Source organism: Accumulibacter sp. (genome assembly GCF_036625195.1).
In the GTDB taxonomy this organism is placed as follows: domain Bacteria; phylum Pseudomonadota; class Gammaproteobacteria; order Burkholderiales; family Rhodocyclaceae; genus Accumulibacter.
In genome coordinates this window covers 4764751-4784701 of record NZ_JAZKUG010000001.1, presented here as the reverse complement: position 1 = coordinate 4784701, position 19951 = coordinate 4764751, and the positions used below count along the sequence as shown (strand labels likewise).

Annotated in this window: 3 protein-coding genes; all 3 read left to right on the top strand. The window is 68.5% G+C overall.

Features of this window, described 5'->3' with window-relative positions; translation table 11 throughout:
• Positions 1-154: 154 nt before the first annotated feature.
• The 3 genes from V5B60_RS20625 (at position 155) to V5B60_RS20615 (ending at position 19513) form a co-directional block, all read left to right on the top strand.
• Positions 155-1342, top strand: a complete 1188-nt coding sequence (locus tag V5B60_RS20625) for a transposase (protein ID WP_332350667.1) — start codon at positions 155-157, stop codon at positions 1340-1342.
• A 220-nt stretch (positions 1343-1562) separates the two neighbouring features.
• Positions 1563-5999, top strand: a complete 4437-nt coding sequence (locus tag V5B60_RS20620; RefSeq protein WP_332349800.1) for a DUF4347 domain-containing protein — start codon at positions 1563-1565, stop codon at positions 5997-5999.
• Between the two features lie 200 nt (positions 6000-6199).
• Positions 6200-19513 (top strand): DUF4347 domain-containing protein, encoded by a 13314-nt coding sequence (locus tag V5B60_RS20615; RefSeq protein WP_332349798.1) that lies wholly within the window; start codon positions 6200-6202, stop codon positions 19511-19513.
• Positions 19514-19951 lie beyond the last annotated feature (438 nt).

The following is a 19951-nucleotide window of genomic DNA, read 5'->3' as shown; positions in this document are numbered from 1 at the left end:
TACGGTATGGTCTTTCGGGGTCTTCATTCGCACCATTGAGCCTCTTGCAAAACTCGCTATGCAGCCGAATTTTTCCGTTCAAGCGGTTGGCAATGGGGTGGCAGGCGGCCATTTCTGGCATGATTGGAGCGTCGAAACCCGGATCGCGCCTGCCATGACGAACGATAGCACAGCTTGCCGGCTGCTGGACCGGTGGAATGTGGTGCAGCACGAACTGATCCCGGAACTTGAGGCACGCTGGGGCGCGCTGACGCCGAAGTTGGAGCGGGTCATCCACATTCTCGAGTGGGTGCGGATCGAGGAGTTCACGGCGGTGTCGTGGTGTGGTGTTGGCCGTCCGCCGTTTGAGCGGGCGTGGCTGGCGAACGCTTTTGTTGCCAAGGCGGTGCTGGGCTTGACGACGACGGTGGGGCTGCTCGATCGCCTGATGAATGACCGTTTCTTGCGCCGCATCTGTGGTTTCCCGCAGTACCGGAGCTTGCCTTCCGAGGCCACCTTCTCGCGCGCGTTCGACGAGTTTGCCGCAGGGAGGTTGGGCCAACGAGTCCATGAAGCCCTGATCAAGGAGCACCTGGGCGATCAACTGATCGGGCATCTGAGCCGCGATGGGACAGCCATCGAGGCCCGCGAACGCCCCGCCGGGAAAGGCAAAGGCGCAGAGAAAGGGGCCACCAAGGCACAGCCCACCCTGTTGGCGACCGAAGAGAGCCCTGCCGCGACGCCGAGCACGCCGGCACCGGCGGCGCCGGCGAGAAAGCGGGGCCGCCCGCGGCGTGGCGATGCGCGTCCGGCGGCGAAGGCCTCGCCGATCGAGCGCCAGCGCGGGCAAAGCCTGGCGCAAATGCGCCAGGAGATTCCCACTGCGTGCGATCGCGGCACGAAGTGCAATGCGCAGGGCTACAAGAACAGTTGGACCGGCTACAAGCTGCATCTCGACACCGCCGACTGTGGTGTCCCCATCTCTGCGCTCCTTTCCAGCGCCTCGATGCACGACAGCCTCGCCGCCATCCCCCTGTCGTTGATCAGCGCCGAGCGCGTCACCAGCCTCTATGACCTCATGGATGCGGCCTATTGCAGCAGCGAGTTGCGCGCGCACAGCAAGAGCCTCGGGCACTTTCCCCTGATCGACCACAACCCGCGACGCGGTGAGAAGATCGAATTCTCCCCGGCCGAACCGCTCCGCTACAACGAGCGGAGCGCCGCCGAGCGGAGCAACGCTCGCCTCAAGGATGAGTTCGGTGGCCGGAGCATCCGGGTCAAGGGCCCCAGCAAGGTGATGGCCCACCTGATGTTCGGCCTGCTCGCCCTGTCCGCTGACCAATTGATGCGATTACGACGATGACCCCCAGCCTTCGCTCTCTGAACAGGGTGCACTCGATGAGCGCTGGAGGGGGTTCGCGCCGGATTCAGAAAACGATGCCACCAGGTTAGCAACTCGGCCGGACCGGCTTCGTGCGCAAGAAGAATCGCTCCCCGAGAGCGAATGCTGCGGCGCAGCAGCTGGCGCCGCGGGAGTTTTGCAAGAGGCTCCTTAGTAAATTTTTCAACATGGAATGACAAGAATGGCAACGACCGACTCGGACCTGACCCGCAGCAGCATCCTCAGGCAAACGATGGCTTTCATCGATTGGCGCGTTGCGGATCACCCGGCGCTGATCGCTGGCCTGGGCGCCGATTGCGAGCCGGTGTGGCTCGACGCCACGCGGGACGGGTTGGAGCAGATGCAGGCCTCGCTGGCCGGTCGGCGCGACCTGGCCTCGATCCGCATCCTGGCGCACGGTCGCCCTGGCGCGCTGAGCATTGGTTCCGGGGAACTCACCGGCAAGAGCCTCGCCTCCCATGCCACGGAACTCGCGGCGATCGGCCGGGCGCTCGGCGACGACGGCGATGTGCAGATCTACGGCTGCGAAGCCGGCAAGGGGAGCGTCGGCCGCGCCTTCGTGCGCGCGCTGGCGGAAGCCTGCGGCGTCGCAGTCTCGGCTTCATCAAAACCGGTGGGTCATGCCGACCTCGGGGGAACCTGGCGGCTCGATGTCGGCGAGCTGCGCACCCCGCCGCTCGACAACCCGCGCTGGCACGGGCTGCTCGGCATGACGATCACGCCGGTGGCCCATTCCTACTATCTTCGTAGCGCCGGCGAGTGGAACAACCTCTATGCCTTTGCCGCGCTGCGCGCCGATGGCTCGGTGGTAACCTGGGGGGCGGCCTACGCCGGTGGCGACAGCAGCGCCGTGGCGGCAAAACTCGATGGCACGATCGACGTCACCCAGGTGTTTTCAGGGGGATTTGCCTTCGCCGCGCTGCGCGCCGATGGCTCGGTGGTGACCTGGGGGAGCAATACTAATGGCGGCAACAGCAGCACCGTGGCTTCGAAGCTTGATGGCACGATCGACGTCACGCAGGTGTTTTCGGCGAAATCGGCCTTTGCCGCGTTGCGCGCCGATGGCTCGGTGGTGACCTGGGGGACTGCCAGTGGTGGCAACAGCAGCGCCGTGGCGACAAAACTCGATGGCACGATCGACGTCACGCAGGTGTTTTCAAACTTCGCTGCCTTTGCCGCGTTGCGCGCCGACGGCTCGGTGGTGACCTGGGGGGATTCCTTCGGTGGCGGCAACAGCAGCGCCGTGGCCGCAAAACTCGATGGCACGATCGACGTCACGCAGGTGTTTTCGGCGCACGACGCCTTTGCCGCGCTGCGCGCCGATGGCTCGGTGGTGACCTGGGGGGATTCCTTCGGTGGCGGCAACAGCAGCGCCGTGGCGGCAAAGCTCGATGGTACGATCGATGTGACGGTGGTTTCGACAACAGGCGGTGCCTTTGCCGCGCTGCGTGCCGACGGCTCTGTGGTGACCTGGGGGAGTAATACGGATGGCGGCAACAGCAGCGCCGTGGCGGCAAAACTCGATGGCACGATCGACGTCACGCAGGTGATATCGGCGCAATCGGCTTTTGCCGCGCTGCGCGCCGATGGCTCGGTGGTCACCTGGGGGGATGCCAGCAGGGGCGGCAACAGCAGCGCCGTCGCGACACAACTCGATGGCACGATCTACGTCACGCAGATTTTTTCGACGGAATCGGCCTTTGCCGCGCTGCGCGCCGATGGCTCGGTGGTGACCTGGGGGAGTAATACGGGTGGCGGCAACAGCAGCGCCGTGGCGGCAAAACTCGATGGCACGACCGACGTGACGCAGGTGTTTTCGCATTACGGTACATTTGCCGCGCTGCGCGCCGACGGCTCGGTGGTGACCTGGGGGAGTGGCGGCGACAGCAGCGCCGTGGCGGCAAAGCTCGATGGCACGATCGACGTGACGCAGGTGTCTTCGACGGACCTTGCTTTTGCCGCGCTGCGCGCCGACGGCTCGGTGGTGACTTGGGGGAATGCCGGATATGGTGGTGACAGCAGCGCCGTGGCGAGCCAGTTGCACGACGTGGTGGGCATGGCCAATCCGTTCACCAACGATGTTTTCACGTCCACGATGACCGGAAGGATCATCACTGGCACCCCGGGCAACGATCCCGCTCTCACGGGCGGGACGGGCGACGACCGGATCTACGGCTTCGACGGAAACGACACCCTGATCGGTGGTACCGGCGACGACACCCTCGACGGTGGCCTTGGTGCCGACAGCCTGACCGGTGGCGACGGTTCCGACCTCTACCACGTCGACCACCTTGCCGACAGCGTCAACGAGACCAACGCCAATCCCGCAAGCGGCGGCATCGACCAGGTTTTCAGCACCCTGGCCGCCTATACCCTCGGCGCCCATGTCGAGAACGGCCGCATCCTCGCCACCGGTGCCGCGAACCTCGCCGGCAACAACCTCGACAACCGCCTCCACGCCGGCAGCGGCGCCAACCTCCTCGACGGCGCCGGCGGCAACGACACCGTCAGCTACCTCTACGGCGCCGCCAGCGGGGTCAGCGTCAGCCTCGCCATCGCTGGGGCGCAGGCCACCGGCGGATCGGGCAGCGACACCCTGATCGCCATCGAGAACCTTAGCGGCTCGACCTGGGACGACACCCTGCGCGGCGACGGCAACGCCAATCTCCTCAGCGGCGCCGGTGGCAACGACTTCCTCGATGGCGGTGCCGGCAACGACACCCTCGACGGTGGCGCCGGCAACGACCGCCTCTGGGGCGGCAGCGGTGCCGACAGTCTGGTCGGTGGTGACGGCTCCGACTTCTACTACCTCGACGACGCCGGCGACAGCGTCAGCGAGACCGACGCCAACCCCGCCACCGGTGGCACCGACCAGGTCTTCAGCTACCTCGCCGCCTACACCCTTGCCACGCACATCGAGAACGGCCGCATCCTTGCCACCGGCGCCGCCAACCTCACCGGCAACGCCCTCGACAACCTCCTCGACGCCGGCACCGGCGCCAACCTCCTCGATGGCGCCGGCGGCAACGACACCGTCAGCTACCTCTACGCCGTCAGCGGCAGCGGCGTCAGCGTCAGCCTCGCCCTTGCCGGCGCGCAGGCGACCGGCGGCTCCGGCAGCGACACCCTCGCCGGCATCGAGAACCTCACCGGCTCCACCTACGACGACACCCTCACCGGCGACGGCAACGCCAACCGCCTCAGTGGCGCGCAAGGCAACGACTTCCTCAATGGCGGTGCCGGCAACGACACCCTCGACGGCGGCGCCGGCAACGACCGCCTCTGGGGCGGCACTGGTGCCGACAGCCTGATCGGCGGTGACGGCTCCGACTTCTACTACCTCGACGACGCCGGCGACACCGTCAGCGAGACCAACGCCAACCCGGCAACCGGCGGCACCGACCAGGTCCTCAGCTACCTTGCCAGCACCACCCTCGGCGCCCACATCGAGAACGGCCGCATCCTCACCGCCGGCGCCGCGAACCTCACCGGCAACGCCCTCGACAACCTCCTCGACGCCGGCACCGGCAACAACCTCCTCGACGGCGCCGGCGGCAACGACACCGTCAGCTACCTCTACGCCGTCAGCGGCAGCGGCGTCAGCGTCAGCCTCGCCCTTGCCGGCGCGCAAGCGACCGGCGGCTCCGGCAGCGACACCCTCGCCGGAATCGAGAACCTCACCGGCTCCACCTACGACGACACCCTCACCGGCGATGGCAACGCCAACCGCCTCACCGGCGCCCAGGGCAACGACTTCCTCAATGGCAACGCCGGCAACGACAGTCTCGACGGCGGCGCCGGCAACGACACCCTCTGGGGCGGTACCGATGCCGACAGCCTGAGCGGCGGCGACGGCAACGACCTCTACTATGTCGACCACGCCGGCGACAGCGTCAGCGAAAGCAACGCCAATCCCACCACCGGCGGCATCGACCAGGTCTTCAGCTACCTCGCCGCCTACACCCTCGGCGCGAACGTCGACAACGGCCGCATCCTCGCCACCGGCGCCGCGAGCCTGAGCGGCAACACCCTCGCCAACCTCCTCTACGCCGGCGCCGGCAACAACCTCCTCGACGGCGCCGGCGGCACCGACACCGCCAGCTACCTCTACGGCGCCAGCAGCGGCGTCACCGCCAGCCTCGCCAGCGGCACCGCGACCGGCGGCTCCGGCAGCGACACCCTCACCGGCATCGAGAACCTCGTCGGCTCGGCCTACGCCGACACCCTCAGCGGCGACGGCGGTGCCAACCTCCTCAGCGGAGGCAACGGCAACGACACCCTCAGCGGCGGCCTCGGCGCCGACACCTTCCGCTTCGACACGCTCCCCAATGCCGCGACCAACCGCGACACGATCAGCGACTTCAACGTCGTCGACGACACCATCGAACTCGAGAACGCGATCTTCGCGTCGCTGCCGAACGGCCCGCTGGCCGCCAGCTCGTTCCGCTCCGGCGCCGGCTTCACCGCCGCCGCCGACGCCGACGACTACCTCATCTACGACAGCACCAGCGGCGCGCTCTACTACGACGCGAATGGCAACGCCGGCGCCGGCCCGGTGCAGATCGCCACGCTCGCCGCCGGCCTGGCGCTCACCAATGTCGACTTCCTTGTCACATGAATCGCGCCCGCCACCCCGCCCGGCCCGCTGCCCGACGGCAGCCGCACCACCGCGCCCAAGCCGCGACCGGCGCCCCGGCGCGGCTTCGCGGCTCTGCATCACCACATCCCCGCCGTTCGCGGCCGGGCCGGTCGCCGGCGGCACCAGCCGCAGCAGCGTCCACCCGGTCGCTCCTGAACCACTGACCCAGGAGCCGCCCAATGCGCACCAACTGGATATTCGTCGATCACCGCGTCGCCGATCGGCCGGCACTGCTGACGGGTCTCGATGCCCACCACCCATGGCGCCTGATCGGCGCTGACGACGACGGCCTGCGGCAGATCCGGCGGGCGCTGGCGGGGCAGGGCGAAGTCGCCTCGATCCGCATCCTCGCGCACGGCCGGCCGGGCGCGATCCGGCTCGGCGCCGGCGAAGTCGATGCCGGCACGCTCGCCACGCGCGCCGCCGACCTCGCCGCGATCGGCGACTCGCTCGCCGCCGACGCCGACCTGCAGCTCTACGCCTGCGCCGTCGGTGACGGCGAGAGCGGCCGCGCCTTCGTCGCAACCCTCGCCGCAGCCCTCGGCGCCCCGGTCGCCGCCTCCTCGACCCCCGTCGGCCACGCCGACCTCGGCGGCGCCTGGCGGCTCGACGTCGGCGAAGTGCGCACGCCACCGCTCGCCGCGCCGCACTGGCGCGGCCTGCTCGGCATGACCATCGCGCAGCAGCCGATCGCCTTCCCCCGCCACAGCCTGGGCGAATGGCGCAACGAAAAAGCCTTCGCCGCCCTGCGCGCCGACGGCTCGGTCGTCACCTGGGGCGATGCCGCCTCCGGTGGCGACAGTTCCGCGCTCGCGGTGCAACTCGGCGGCGCGCTCGACGTGCGGCAGGTGTTTTCGACGCTGTCCGCCTTTGCCGCACTGCGCGCCGATGGCTCGGTCGTCACCTGGGGCGATGCTTCGTCGGGCGGCGACAGTTCGGCCGTGGCAACGCAGATCGACGGCACGATCGACATCACCCGGGTGTTTTCGACGGAGCTCGCTTTCGCAGCGCTGCGCGCCGACGGCTCGGTCGTCACCTGGGGGCACTCGGTGTATGGCGGCAATCGTTCCGCGGTGGCGGCGCAGCTCGACGGGACGATCGATGTGATCGAGCTGTGCTCCAGCGCCGGCGCCTTTGCCGCGCGTCGTGCCGACGGCTCGGTCGTCACCTGGGGCTATTCCGGCCATGGCGGCGACAGCAGCGCCGTCGCCGCGCAGCTCGACGGGACGATCGCCGTCACGCAGGTCGCGGCGACGAGCGAGGCCTTCGCCGCGCTGCGTGCCGACGGCTCGGTCGTCACCTGGGGATCGGCGACCTATGGCGGCGACAGCGCTACCGTTGCCGCGCAACTCGACGGGACGATCGACGTCGTGCGCGTCTTTGCCAACGGCGGCGCCTTCGTCGCGCTGCGCCGCGACGGTTCGCTGGTGGTCTGGGGAGCCCCCGCCTACAGCGCTGACGCCGGCGCGGTCGCGGCGCAGATCGACGGGACGATCGACGTCGTGCAGGTCTTCTCGACCTCGCATGCCTTTGCCGCGCTGCGTGCCGACGGCTCGGTCGTCACCTGGGGGAGTCCGGGGGAAGGCGGCGACAGCAGCGCCGTCGCCGCGCTGCTCGACGGGACGATCGACGTGACGCAGGTGTTCTCGACCGGGCGCGCCTTTGCCGCGCTGCGCGCCGACGGCTCGGTCGTCACCTGGGGGAACTCGTCGTGGGGCGGCGACAGTTCGCCGGTCGCGGGAGCGCTCGACGGGACGATCGATGTGACCGAAGTGTTCGCGACCGACGGCGCCTTTGCCGCGCTGCGCGCCGATGGCTCGGTCGTGACCTGGGGCTCGGCAGCCTCCGGCGGCGACAGCTCGACGGTTGCAGCCAAGCTCGACGGGACGCTCGATGTCCGCGAGGTGTTCTCGACGAACAACGCCTTTGCCGCCCGGCGGGCGGATGGCTCGCTGGTCACCTGGGGCGATGCGGCTGCGGGTGGTGACAGCAGTGCGGTCGCGGACCGGCTGCGGGATGTCGTCGGGGTGGCGGATCCGTTTGCCGATGACGTGTTGGTGACCGAGCGGGTGGCGGTGGTTTTTCCCCGACACAGCTCGGGCGCGTGGCGGAACGAGCATGCTTTTGCGGGGATCCGGGCGGACGGGTCGGTGGTCACCTGGGGCGTTCTCTGGGGCGGCGGCGATACTTCCGCGGTCGCGGCGCAGCTCGACGGGACGAACGACGTCGTGCAGGTGTTTTCGACATGGCGCGCCTTTGCCGCGCTGCGTGCCGACGGCTCGGTGGTCACTTGGGGGGATTCGTCGTTCGGCGGCAACAGTTCCGCGGTGGCGGCGCAGCTCGACGGGACGAACGACGTCGTGCAGGTGTTTTCGACCTGGTCCGCCTTCGCCGCCCTGCGTGCCGACGGCTCGGTGGTCACTTGGGGGGATTCGTCGTTCGGCGGCAACAGTTCCGCGGTAGCGGCAAAGCTCGACGGGACCATCGACGTGACGCAGGTGTTTTCGACGTATAACGCCTTTGCCGCGCTGCGCGCCGACGGCTCGGTCGTCACCTGGGGGCATGCGTCGTACGGCGGCGACAGTTCCGCGGTCGCGGCGCAGCTCGACGGGACGAACGACGTGACGCAGGTGTTTTCGACGTATAAGGCCTTTGCCGCGCTGCGCGCCGACGGCTCGGTGGTCACCTGGGGGGATTCGTCGTACGGCGGCAACAGTGTTGCGGTCGCGGCGCGGCTCGACGGGACGATCGACGTGCTGGAGGTTTTTTCGACGGGTGCCGCCTTTGCCGCGCTGCGTGCCGACGGTTCGGTCGTCACCTGGGGGGACTCGTCGCGCGGCGGCAACAGTTCCGCGGTGGCGGCTAAGCTCGACGGGACGATCGACGTCAGGCAGGTGTTTTCGACGTATGGCGCCTTTGCCGCGCTGCGCGCCGACGGCTCGGTGGTCACCTGGGGTGATTGGGACCGTGGCGGCGATAGTTCCGCGGTAGCGGCAAAGCTCGACGGCACGATCGACGTCACGCAGGTGTTTTCGACGGGTCACGCCTTTGCCGCGCTGCGCGCCGATGGCTCGGTCGTCACCTGGGGGAATTCGGCCGGCGACAGTTCCAGCGTGGCGGCGCAGCTCAACGGCACGATCGACGTGACGCAGGTGTTTTCGGCGGACTACGCCTTTGCCGCGCTGCGCGCCGACGGCTCGGTGGTCACTTGGGGAGAGGATTCGTCGTACGGTGGCGACAGTTCCGCGGTCGCGGGAGAGCTCGACGGGACGAACGACGTCGTCCAGGTGTTTTCGACGGGGCTCGGCTTTGCCGCGCTGCGCGCCGACGGCTCGGTGGTCACCTGGGGGTATCCCTCGTACGGCGGCAACAGTTTCGCGTTGCTGGCGCAGATCGACGGGACGAACGACGTCGTGCAGGTGTTTTCGACGCACGGTGCTTTTGCGGCGCTGCGCGCCGACGGCTCGGTGGTCACTTGGGGGGCGTGGGGCACCGGCGGCGACAGCCGCGACTTCGCCGCAGAGCTCAACGGGACGAACGACGTCGTCCAGGTGTTTTCGACGGAGTGGGCCTTTGCTGCGCTGCGCGCCGACGGCTCGGTGATCACTTGGGGGAATTGGAACAGCGGCGGCGACAGCACAGCCGTCGCCGCAGATCTCAACGGGACGAACGACGTCGTGGAGGTGTTTTCGACGCAAGAAGGCGCCCTTGACGCGCCGGGTGGGACGCAAGGTGGTGCTTTTGCCGCGCTGCGCGCCGACGGCTCGGTGGTCACTTGGGGGGATTCGTACTTTGGCGGCGACAGCTCCACGGTCGCGGCGCAGCTCGATGGCACGATCGACGTGACGCAGGTGTTTTCGACATGGGTCGCCTTTGCCGCGCTGCGCGCCGACGGCTCGGTGGTCACCTGGGGGGATTCGTCGTTCGGCGGCAACAGTTCCACCGTGGCACCGCAGATCGACGGCACGAACGACGTCACGGAGGTGTTTTCGACGGGAAGGGCCTTTGCCGCGCTGCGCGCCGACGGCTCGGTGGTCACTTGGGGGGATTCGTCGTACGGCGGCAACAGTTCCGCGGTTTCGGCGCAGGTCGATGGGACGAATGACGTCGTGCGGGTGTTTTCCGCAAACACCGCCTTTGCCGCGCTGCGCGAAGACGGCTCGGTCGTCACCTGGGGGAATTCGTGGGGGGGCGGCAACAGTTCCAGCGTGGCGGCGCAGCTCAACGGCACGATCGACGTGACGCAGGTGTTTTCGACATGGGTCGCCTTTGCCGCGCTGCGCGAAGACGGTTCGGTCGTCACTTGGGGGGATTCGTCGTACGGCGGCAGCAGTTCCACCGTGGCAGCGCAGCTCGACGGGACGAACGACGTCGTGCAGGTGTTTTCGACCTGGTCCGCCTTTGCCGCGCTGCGCGCCGACGGGTCGGTCGTCACCTGGGGGGATTCGTCGTCCGGCGGCAACAGTTCGGCGGTGGCGGCGCAGCTCGACGGGACGATCGACGTCGTGCAGGTGTTTTCGACGAAGTATGGCGCCTTTGCCGCGCTGCGCGCCGACGGCTCGGTCGTCACCTGGGGGAGGGCGACGGACGGCGGCAACAGTTCGAGCGTGGCGGCGCAGCTCAACGGCACGATCGACGTGACGCAGGTCTTTTCGACGGACAGGGCCTTTGCCGCGCTGCGCGCCGACGGCTCGGTGGTGGCTTGGGGAGACGTGTGGTCCGGCGACGCCCTCAGCGCCCTCGGCAGCCCGTGGACCGACATCGTCAGCATCGCCACCCCGTTTGCCGACGACCTGTCCGTAGCCGCCGACGCCAGCGAATCCTTCCACCACGCACCGTCCGGCACCGACCGCATCGTGCCCGTCACCGAAGACGCCGCTTACACCTTCGGCGTCGCGGACTTCCCGCTCACCGATCCCAGCGACCTTCCGCCCGACGCCCTGCTCGCCATCCGCATCGCAACGCTGCCAGCTGCCGGCAACCTGAACCTCGCCGGCATCCCCGTCACACCCGGGCAATCCATCTCCGCGACCGACCTCGCCGCCGGCCAGCTCGTCTTCACCCCGGCCGCCAACGCCAGCGGCAACGCTTACGCCAGCTTCACCTTCCAGGTCCAGGACGATGGCGGCACCGCCCACGGCGGCGCTGACCTCGACCCGACACCGAACCTCATCACGATCGACGTCACGCCGGTCAACGACGCCCCGTCGGGCACCGACAAGACCGTCAGCACGCGCGAAGACAACACCTACATCTTCTCCGCGGCCGACTTCGGTTTCAGCGACGCAGCCGACACCCCTGCCAACGGGCTCCTGGCCGTGCGCATCAGCACGCTGCCCGGCGCCGGCAGCCTGAACCTCGCCGGTGTTCCCGTCACTGCCGGCCAGTCGATCGCGGTCACCGACCTCACCGCCGGCCAGTTCGTCTTTAGCCCTACTGGCAACGACGGTGGCAGCGGCCACACGAGTTTCACCTTCCAACTGCAAGACGACGGCGGTACCGCCAACGGCGGTGCCGACCTCGACCCGACACCCAATGTCCTCTCGGTGAACTTTCGACCACCGATCACGCTTTCCGACATCGCCACCGGCAATGGTGGATTCGTGATCAACGGTCAGTGTGCCGATGACAATGCCGGCCGCAGCGTCGCCGCGGCCGGCGACGTCAACGGCGACGGGTTTGCCGACCTGATCGTCGGCGCGCCGTGGAGCGATCCGCCCGCGGGCAACGCCGCCGGGCGCAGCTACGTCGTCTTCGGCAAATCCGACCAGGGTGCCGTCGATCTGACGGCAATCGACGCCGGCAGTGGCGGATTCGTGATCGTGGGTGCGTGCGCCGACGATCGCAGCGGTTTCGACGTCGCCGGGGGAGGCGACTTCAATGGCGACGGCCTTGCCGATCTCATCGTCAGCGCGATGGGCAGCGACCGTCCGGGTGCACCGGACTCCGGGCGGACCTACGTCGTCTTCGGCAAGAGCGACGGCAGCCGTGTCGACCTGTCGGCGATTGGGTCCGGGAACGGCGGCTTTGCCATCGATGGCCAAGGCTCGGGCGATCAAAGCGGCTACAGCATTGCCGCTGTCGGGGATGTCAACGGTGACGGGCTGGCCGATCTGATCATTGGCGCGCTTCTCGGCGACCCGGCGAGTGGTGTGGATGCAGGCCGCAGCTACGTCGTCTTCGGCAAGTCCGATACGGCTCCGGTCGATCTCGATGCGGTCATCCTTGGCCAGGGCGGATTCGTCTTCGAAGGTGCCGCCGCGCAGGAATTCAGCGGCAACAGCGTTGCCGGTGCCGGCGACGTGAACGGCGATGGACTGGCAGACATCATCGTCGGAGCGTTCTCGAGCGACCACGCGAGTGGCCTTGATGCAGGACGGGGCTATGTCGTTTTCGGCAGGACGTTCAGCAGTGCCATCCACGCCTCGGCGATCGCCGCGGGCAATGGTGGTTTCGTGATCGATGGCGAGAGCGCGGGCGATCTTTGCGGGTACGGCGTTGCCGGCGCCGGCGACGTCAATGGTGATGGTCTGGCGGACCTCCTCATCAGCGCTCGTCTCGCCGACCCGGCCAGCGGTGCGGATGCTGGCCGCAGCTACGTCGTCTTCGGCAAGACCGAAGCCGCCGCCGTGCAACTGTCGGCAGTCGCCGCCGGAACGGGCGGCTTCGTCATCCATGGCCAGTCGACAGGAGACCAGAGCGGTTCGAGCGTGGCTTCGGCTGGCGACCTCAACGGCGATGGGCTGGCCGATCTCCTCGTCGGCGCCAGGCTGTCCGATCCTTCGAGTGCGACCGACGCGGGCCGCAGCCATGTCGTCTTCGGCAAGACCGACGGCACTTCGGTAGACCTCTCCAGTATCGCCAACGGTGTCGGCGGATTCGTCATCAATGGGCAATCCCCGGGGGACTGGAGCGGCTACAGTGTGGCCGCCGCAGGCGACGTCAACGGCGACGGCCTCGCCGACCTGATCGTCGGCGCCCGTCACGCGGCCTCACCGACCGGTATCGAAAGCGGGCGAAGTTATGTCATCTTCGGCAGCACCGGCGGCGCCTTCGCCCCGAGCGCCGTCGACCAGTTCGGCACTGCCGGTGCCGACGCGCTGAACGGCTCCTCGGTGGCCGAAACGCTGGTCGCCGGCGCCGGCAACGACACGCTGACCGGCAACGGCGGCGCGGATGTGCTTTATGGCGGCGCCGGCGACGACACCTTCGTCCTCAACGCCAGCAACCTCGCGGCGCTCGCGAGTGGCGTCACCGATGGCCAACTCGCGCGCATCGACGGCGGCACGGGTCTCGATACGATCGCGCTCGCCGGCAGCGGCCTCTCCTTCGACCTCACCGCGATCGCCAACCAGGGCGCGAGCACGCCCGGCAGCCAGTCGCGTCTCGAATCGATCGAACGGATCGACCTCACCGGCAGCGGCCACAACACGGTGGCGCTCTCGGTCGGTGACGTCCTCGACATGTCGGCCATGAACCGGTTCAACGACGGCAACGGCTGGTCCGGCCTCGGCGCCAGCGTGCCGAGGCATCAACTCGTCATCGACGGCAATGCCGGCGATGCGGTCGTCGCGGATGGTCTGTGGGCGAATTCCGGCACGGTCAGTCACGCTGGCCACAGCTACGCCGTCTACAACGCCAGGGGCAGCGCCGCGCAGCTACTGATCGACACCAGCATCACGCGGACGGTCGTCGAGCGACCGCGGATCGAGCTTTCCGACATCGCGGCCGGCGACGGTGGTTTCGTGATCAATGGGCAGTGCGCCGACGATCAAAGTGGTGTCAGCGTCTCGGCTGCCGGCGACATCAATGGAGACGGTCTCGCCGACCTGATCGTCGGGGCGCGCTTCAGCGACCCGGCGGCCGGCATCGACGCCGGGTGCAGCTATGTCGTCTTCGGCCAGACGGGCAGCAGCGGTGTCGACCTCTCGGCGATTGCCGCCGGGAATGGCGGCTTCGTGATCAACGGGCAGTGCGCGGGCGACCTGAGCGGCTGGACCGTTGCGGGTGCCGGCGATGTCAATGGCGATGGACTTGCCGACCTGATCGTCGGCGCGCGCTGGAGCGATCCGGCAGCAGGTCACGCCGGGCGCAGCTACGTCGTCTTCGGTCAGCCCAGCGGGTCCGCCGTCGAGCTGTCGGCGGTCGCCTCTGGTCGTGGTGGCTTCGCGATCAACGGGCAGTGCGTAGGTGACGAAAGCGGCAGAAGCGTGGCAGCTGCGGGCGACGTCAACGGTGACGGCCTCGCCGACGTGATCGTCGGCGCGATCTGGGCGGATCCCGCGACGGGAAGCAACGCCGGCCGCAGCTACGTCGTCTTTGGCCAGACCAGCAGCGGGGCTGTCGCGCTCTCGGCAATCGCCGCCGGTAATGGCGGCTTCGCGATCAACGGGCAGTGCGCGAGTGACTACAGTGGATATAGCGTCGCGGCTGCCGGCGACGTCAACGGCGATGGACTCGCCGACCTGATCGTGGGAGCGGACGCGAGCGATCCCGCAGCGCGTAGCGCTGCCGGGCGCAGCTACGTCGTCTTCGGCCGGATTGGTGGCATCGCGGTGGAATTGTCGGCGGTGTCTGGCGGTAGTGGCGGGTTCGTGATCAACGGCGAGTGTAGCGATGACTTCAGTGGCAACAGCGTTTCGGCTGCGGGCGATGTCAATGGCGACGGACTGTCCGACCTGATCGTCGGAGCCTTCGCGAACGATCTGGCAGCGGGGAGCAACGGCGGACGCAGCTACGTCGTTTTTGGCAAGACCGACAGTTCCGCTGTCGATCTTTCGGTGATCAGCGGTGGGAATGGTGGTTTCGTGATGAACGGCCAGAGCATCGGGGATCACAGCGGCCGCAGCGTTTCGGCAGCTGGCGACGTGAATGGCGACGGGCTGGGCGACTTGATTATCGGGGCGCTGAACAGCGAAGCAGGGGCGGGTCCTTATGCTGGACGCAGCTACCTGGTCTTCGGCAGGACTGGCAGCGCTGGCGTCGATCTCTCGGCGATTGCTGTCGGCAGCGGCGGCTTTGTCATCGACGGTCAGTGCGCTGGTGACCAGAGCGGAGGGAGTGTCTCGGCGGCCGGTGACGTCAACGGCGACGGTTTCTCCGACCTGATCGTCGGAGCCTTGCTGAGCGATCCTGCGGCGGGGACGGATGCCGGACGCAGTTACGTCATCTTCGGCAGCACCGGCGGCGCCTTCGCCCCGAGTGCCGTCGACCAGTTCGGCACTGCCGGTGCCGACACGCTCACCGGCACCGCCTCCTCCGAGACGCTGGTTGCTGGCGCCGGCAACGACACGCTGACCGGCAACGGCGGCGCGGATGTTCTTCATGGCGGCGCCGGTGACGACACCTTCGTGGTCAACGCCAGCAACCTTGCGGCGCTCGCCAGTGGCGTCACCGATGGCCAGCTCGCGCGCATCGACGGCGGCAGCGGTCTCGACACGATCGCTCTTGCCGGCAGTGGCCTTTCCTTCGACCTGATGGCGATCGCCAACCAGGGTGCAAGCACCCCCGGCAGTACCTCACGCCTCGAATCGATCGAACGCATCGACCTCACGGGCAGTGGCAGCAACACCCTGCGGCTGTCCGTCGGCGACGTCCTCGACATGGCCGGCATGAACCACTTCAACAACGCCAGCGGATGGCTTGATGGCAGTTACGACCTGGCTGGCGGAGGGGCCGGCGGCGCCAGCCCCGAGCAACGCCACCAGTTGCTCGTGCTCGGCAACCGTGGCGACCTGCTCGCGTTGTCCCACGCAGCCGACTGGATCAATGCCGGTACGGTGAGCCACAGCGGCCAGACCTACGCCGTGTTCAACGGCCGCAGTGCTGCCGCGCAGCTCCTGATCCACGATGAGGTCGGCCTCAGGCTGGTCGGCACGCCAGACCACGACGTACTGGGCGCGGGCAATGGCGATGACCTGCTCCAAGGCGGCGCCGGCGACGACATCCTTGATGGGCGGGGAGGGGTCGATGCACTGCTCGGTGGCCCCGGAAACGACCACCTCGACGGTGGCGCAGGCAATGACCTGATGGACGGTGGCGAGGGCTGGGACTCGATCTATTTCAAGGAAGCAGTCCAGTCGATCGTTGTCGACCTCGATGCGGGGACCGCGTTTGGCGCCGATATCGGGCTGGACCAGTTGGTTGATATCGAGGGGATCAATGCCACCAACGCCAACGACACGGTGATCGGTGACGCCCGAGACAACGCCGTGAATGGCCTCGACGGCGACGACTCGATTTTCGGTGGCGACGGCAATGACAACCTGGCCGGTTGGGGTGGTAGCGACCTCATCGAGGGCGAAGACGGCGACGACTTTGTCTCTGGTGGCTCCGGCAACGACACCCTCGACGGTGGCTCCGGCAGCGACCATCTTGACGGTGAGGGCGGTGACGATCAGCTGCGCGGCGGTGCCGGCGACGACATCCTGTCGGACCTGATCGGTGCCAACCAACTGCTTGGCGGCGAAGGCAACGACACCGTGGTCGGTTCCGGCACGCTGGACGGCGGAGCCGGGAATGACAGCCTCGGAGGCAGCGACGGCGACGACACATTGATTGGCAGCACCGGCGCCGACAGCATGAGCGGCGGCAACGGTTCCGACATCTACTACGTCGACCACTTGGGCGATGTCGTCGTGGAGACCAATGCCGACCTGTCGCTCGGGGGCAGCGACACCGTTCGGAGCAATCTGGACGCCTATACGCTGACAGCCTACCTCGAGAGCCTGGAGTTGCTGCCGGGAGTGGTCCGCGGCGCTGGCAACAGTCTGGGCAATACGCTGTACGGCAGCAACGACGGCAATGTGCTGGACGGCGGCGCCGGTGCCGACACGATTCTGGGTGGCGATGGCGACGACCTGATATGGGGCGGCACCGGTGCCGACAGCCTGCTCGGCGGCGACGGCTCCGACCTCTATTACGTCGACCACGCCGGCGACAGCGTCGGCGAGAGCAACGCCAACCCCGCGTCTGGGGGCATCGACCAGGTCTACAGCTTCCTCTCCGCCTACACCCTCACGGCGCACGTCGAGAATGGCCGCATCCTTGCCAGCGGCGTCGCGCACCTGACCGGCAACGCTCTCGACAACCTCCTCTACGCCGGCAGCGGCCACAACGTCCTCGACGGCGGCGGCGGCAGCGACACCGTCAGCTATCTCTACGGCGCCAGCAGCGGCGTCAGCGTCAGCCTCGCCCTTGCCGGCGGGCAGGCTACCGGCGGCTCCGGCAGCGACACCCTCGTCTCGATCGAGCACCTCATCGGCTCCAGCCAGGAAGACAGCCTCGCCGGCGACGGCAACGCCAACCGCCTCGAAGGCGGCAACGGCAACGACACGCTCGCCGGCGGTGCCGGCAACGACACGCTTTCCGGCAGCGCGGGCAGCGATACCGCGAGTTACGCCGATGCCGCCAGCGGCGTCAGCGTCAGCCTCGCCATCGCCGCTCCGCAGGCCACCGGCGGCTCCGGCAGCGACACCCTGATCGCCATCGAGAACCTCACCGGCTCGGCCTACGATGACACCCTGCGCGGCGACGCCAACGCCAACCGCCTGAGTGGCGCGCAAGGCAACGACTTCCTCAACGGCGGCGCCGGTAACGACACCCTCGACGGCGGTGCCGGCAACGACCACCTCTGGGGCGACACCGGTGCCGACAGCCTGGTCGGCGGCGACGGATCCGACTCCTACTATGTCGACGACGTCGGCGACAGCGTCAGCGAGACCAACGCCAACCCGGCCACCGGCGGCACCGACCAAGTGTTCACGTACCTTGCCGCCCACACCCTCGGCGCCCACGTCGAGAACGGCCGCATCCTGGCCACTGGCGCCGCCAACCTAACCGGCAACGCCCTCGACAATATCCTCGACGCCGGCACCGGCAACAACCTCCTCGACGGCGCAGGCGGCAACGACATCCTCAGCTACCTCTACGGCGCCAGCAGCGGCGTCAGCGTCAGCCTCGCCATCGCCGGCGCACAGGCCACCGGTGGCTCCGGTAGCGACACCCTCATCGCCATCGAGAACCTCACCGGTTCGACCTACGACGACACCCTCACCGGCGACGCCAATGCCAACCGCCTCACCGGCGCGCAAGGCAACGACTTCCTCAACGGTGGCGCCGGCAACGACACCCTCGACGGCGGCGCCGGCAACGACCGCCTCTGGGGCGGCGCTGGCGCCGACAGCCTGATCGGTGGTGACGGCTCCGACTTCTACTACCTCGACGACGCCGGCGACAGCGTCAGCGAGACCAACGCCAACCCGGCAACCGGTGGCACCGACCAGGTTCTCACCTACCTCGCCAGCACCACCCTCGGCGCCCACATCGAGAACGGCCGCATCCTGGCGACTGGCGCCGCCAACCTCACCGGCAACGCCCTCGACAACCTCCTCGACGCCGGCACCGGCAACAACCTCCTCGACGGCGCCGGCGGCAACGACACCGTCAGCTACCTCTATGGCGCCAGCAGCGGCGTCAGCGTCAGCCTCGCCCTTGCCGGTGCCCAAGCCACCGGCGGCTCGGGCAGCGACACCCTCGCCGGAATCGAGAACCTCACCGGCTCCACCTACGACGACACCCTCACCGGCGACGCCAACGCCAACCGCCTCAACGGCGCCCAAGGCAACGACTTCCTCAATGGCGGTGCCGGCAACGACACCCTCGACGGTGGTGCCGGCAACGACACCCTCTGGGGCGGTACCGGCGCCGACAGCCTGACTGGCGGCGACGGCAACGACTCCTACTACGTCGACCACGCCGGCGACAGCGTCACCGAGACCAACGCCAATCCCGCCACCGGCGGCATCGACCAGGTCTTCAGCTACCTCGCCGCCTACACCCTCGGCGCCCACATCGAGAACGGCCGCATCCTTGCCACCGGCGCAGCGAGCCTGAGCGGCAACGGCCTCGCCAACCTCCTCTACGCCGGCGCCGGCAACAACCTCCTCGACGGTGCCGGCGGCAACGATACCGCCAGCTACCTCTACGGCGCCAGCAGCGGCGTCACCGCCAGCCTCGCCAGCGGCACCGCCACCGGCGGCTCCGGCAGCGACACCCTCGCCGGCATCGAGAACCTCGTCGGCTCGGCCTACGCCGACACCCTCAGCGGCGACGGCGGTGCCAACCTCCTCAGCGGCGGCAACGGCAACGACACCCTCACCGGCGGCCTCGGCGCCGACATCTTCCGCTTCGACACGCTCCCCAATGCCGCGACCAACCGCGACACGATCAGCGACTTCAACGTCCTCGACGACACCATCGAACTCGAGAACGCGATCTTCGCGTCGCTGCCGAACGGCCCGCTGGCCGCCACCTCGTTCCGCTCCGGCGCCGGCCTCACCGCCGCCGCCGACGCCGACGACTACCTCATCTACGACAGCACCAGCGGCGCGCTCTACTACGACGCCAACGGCAACACCGGCGCCGGCCCGGTGCAGGTCGCCACGCTCGCCAGTGGCCTCGCCCTGAGCCACCTCGACTTCCTCGTCACCTGAAGTCCGCCGCCACTGCCGCCGCTCGCCGGCGGCAGTGGCGGTCAGCCAAAGCGCCGCGGGCAAAGCCGGAGCAGCCCCATCGCGAGCCCGTCCCGCGGCGGCCACCGGCTGTGCCAGAGCCCGCCCTGTATGATCCACGTAAGAAGCAAATCGCTGCCCCACGACGCTGGCCCTTCTGCTAGATTCGATCCCCGGCAACACCGCCAGCCGCCGACCGGATTCCCGGTGGCGGCAGCGGCCCACCGTTCGGGCGCGCCGCCTTGGTTCGTCCCTGGCGAGTGTTTTCTGCGGGAGGATGGGTTCTGTGCTCGGATGCGGTTCGCGTGCATCGCGCTCGGTCGGCGGCTTCGCCGCCGCCTTCGCGTCCGCGCTGCAACCGCCGCACAGCCACTCGCACAGCCACTCCGACAGCGACCGCGGCACGCGCAGCAGATTCCC

What these genes read in the sequence shown, in the direction of transcription:
- V5B60_RS20625 (WP_332350667.1), top strand. Translation starts at nt 155, where the DNA reads ATGACGAACGATAGCACAGCTTGCCGGCTGCTGGACCGGTGGAATGTG.
- V5B60_RS20620 (WP_332349800.1), top strand. Translation starts at nt 1,563, where the DNA reads ATGGCAACGACCGACTCGGACCTGACCCGCAGCAGCATCCTCAGGCAA.
- V5B60_RS20615 (WP_332349798.1), top strand. Translation starts at nt 6,200, where the DNA reads ATGCGCACCAACTGGATATTCGTCGATCACCGCGTCGCCGATCGGCCG.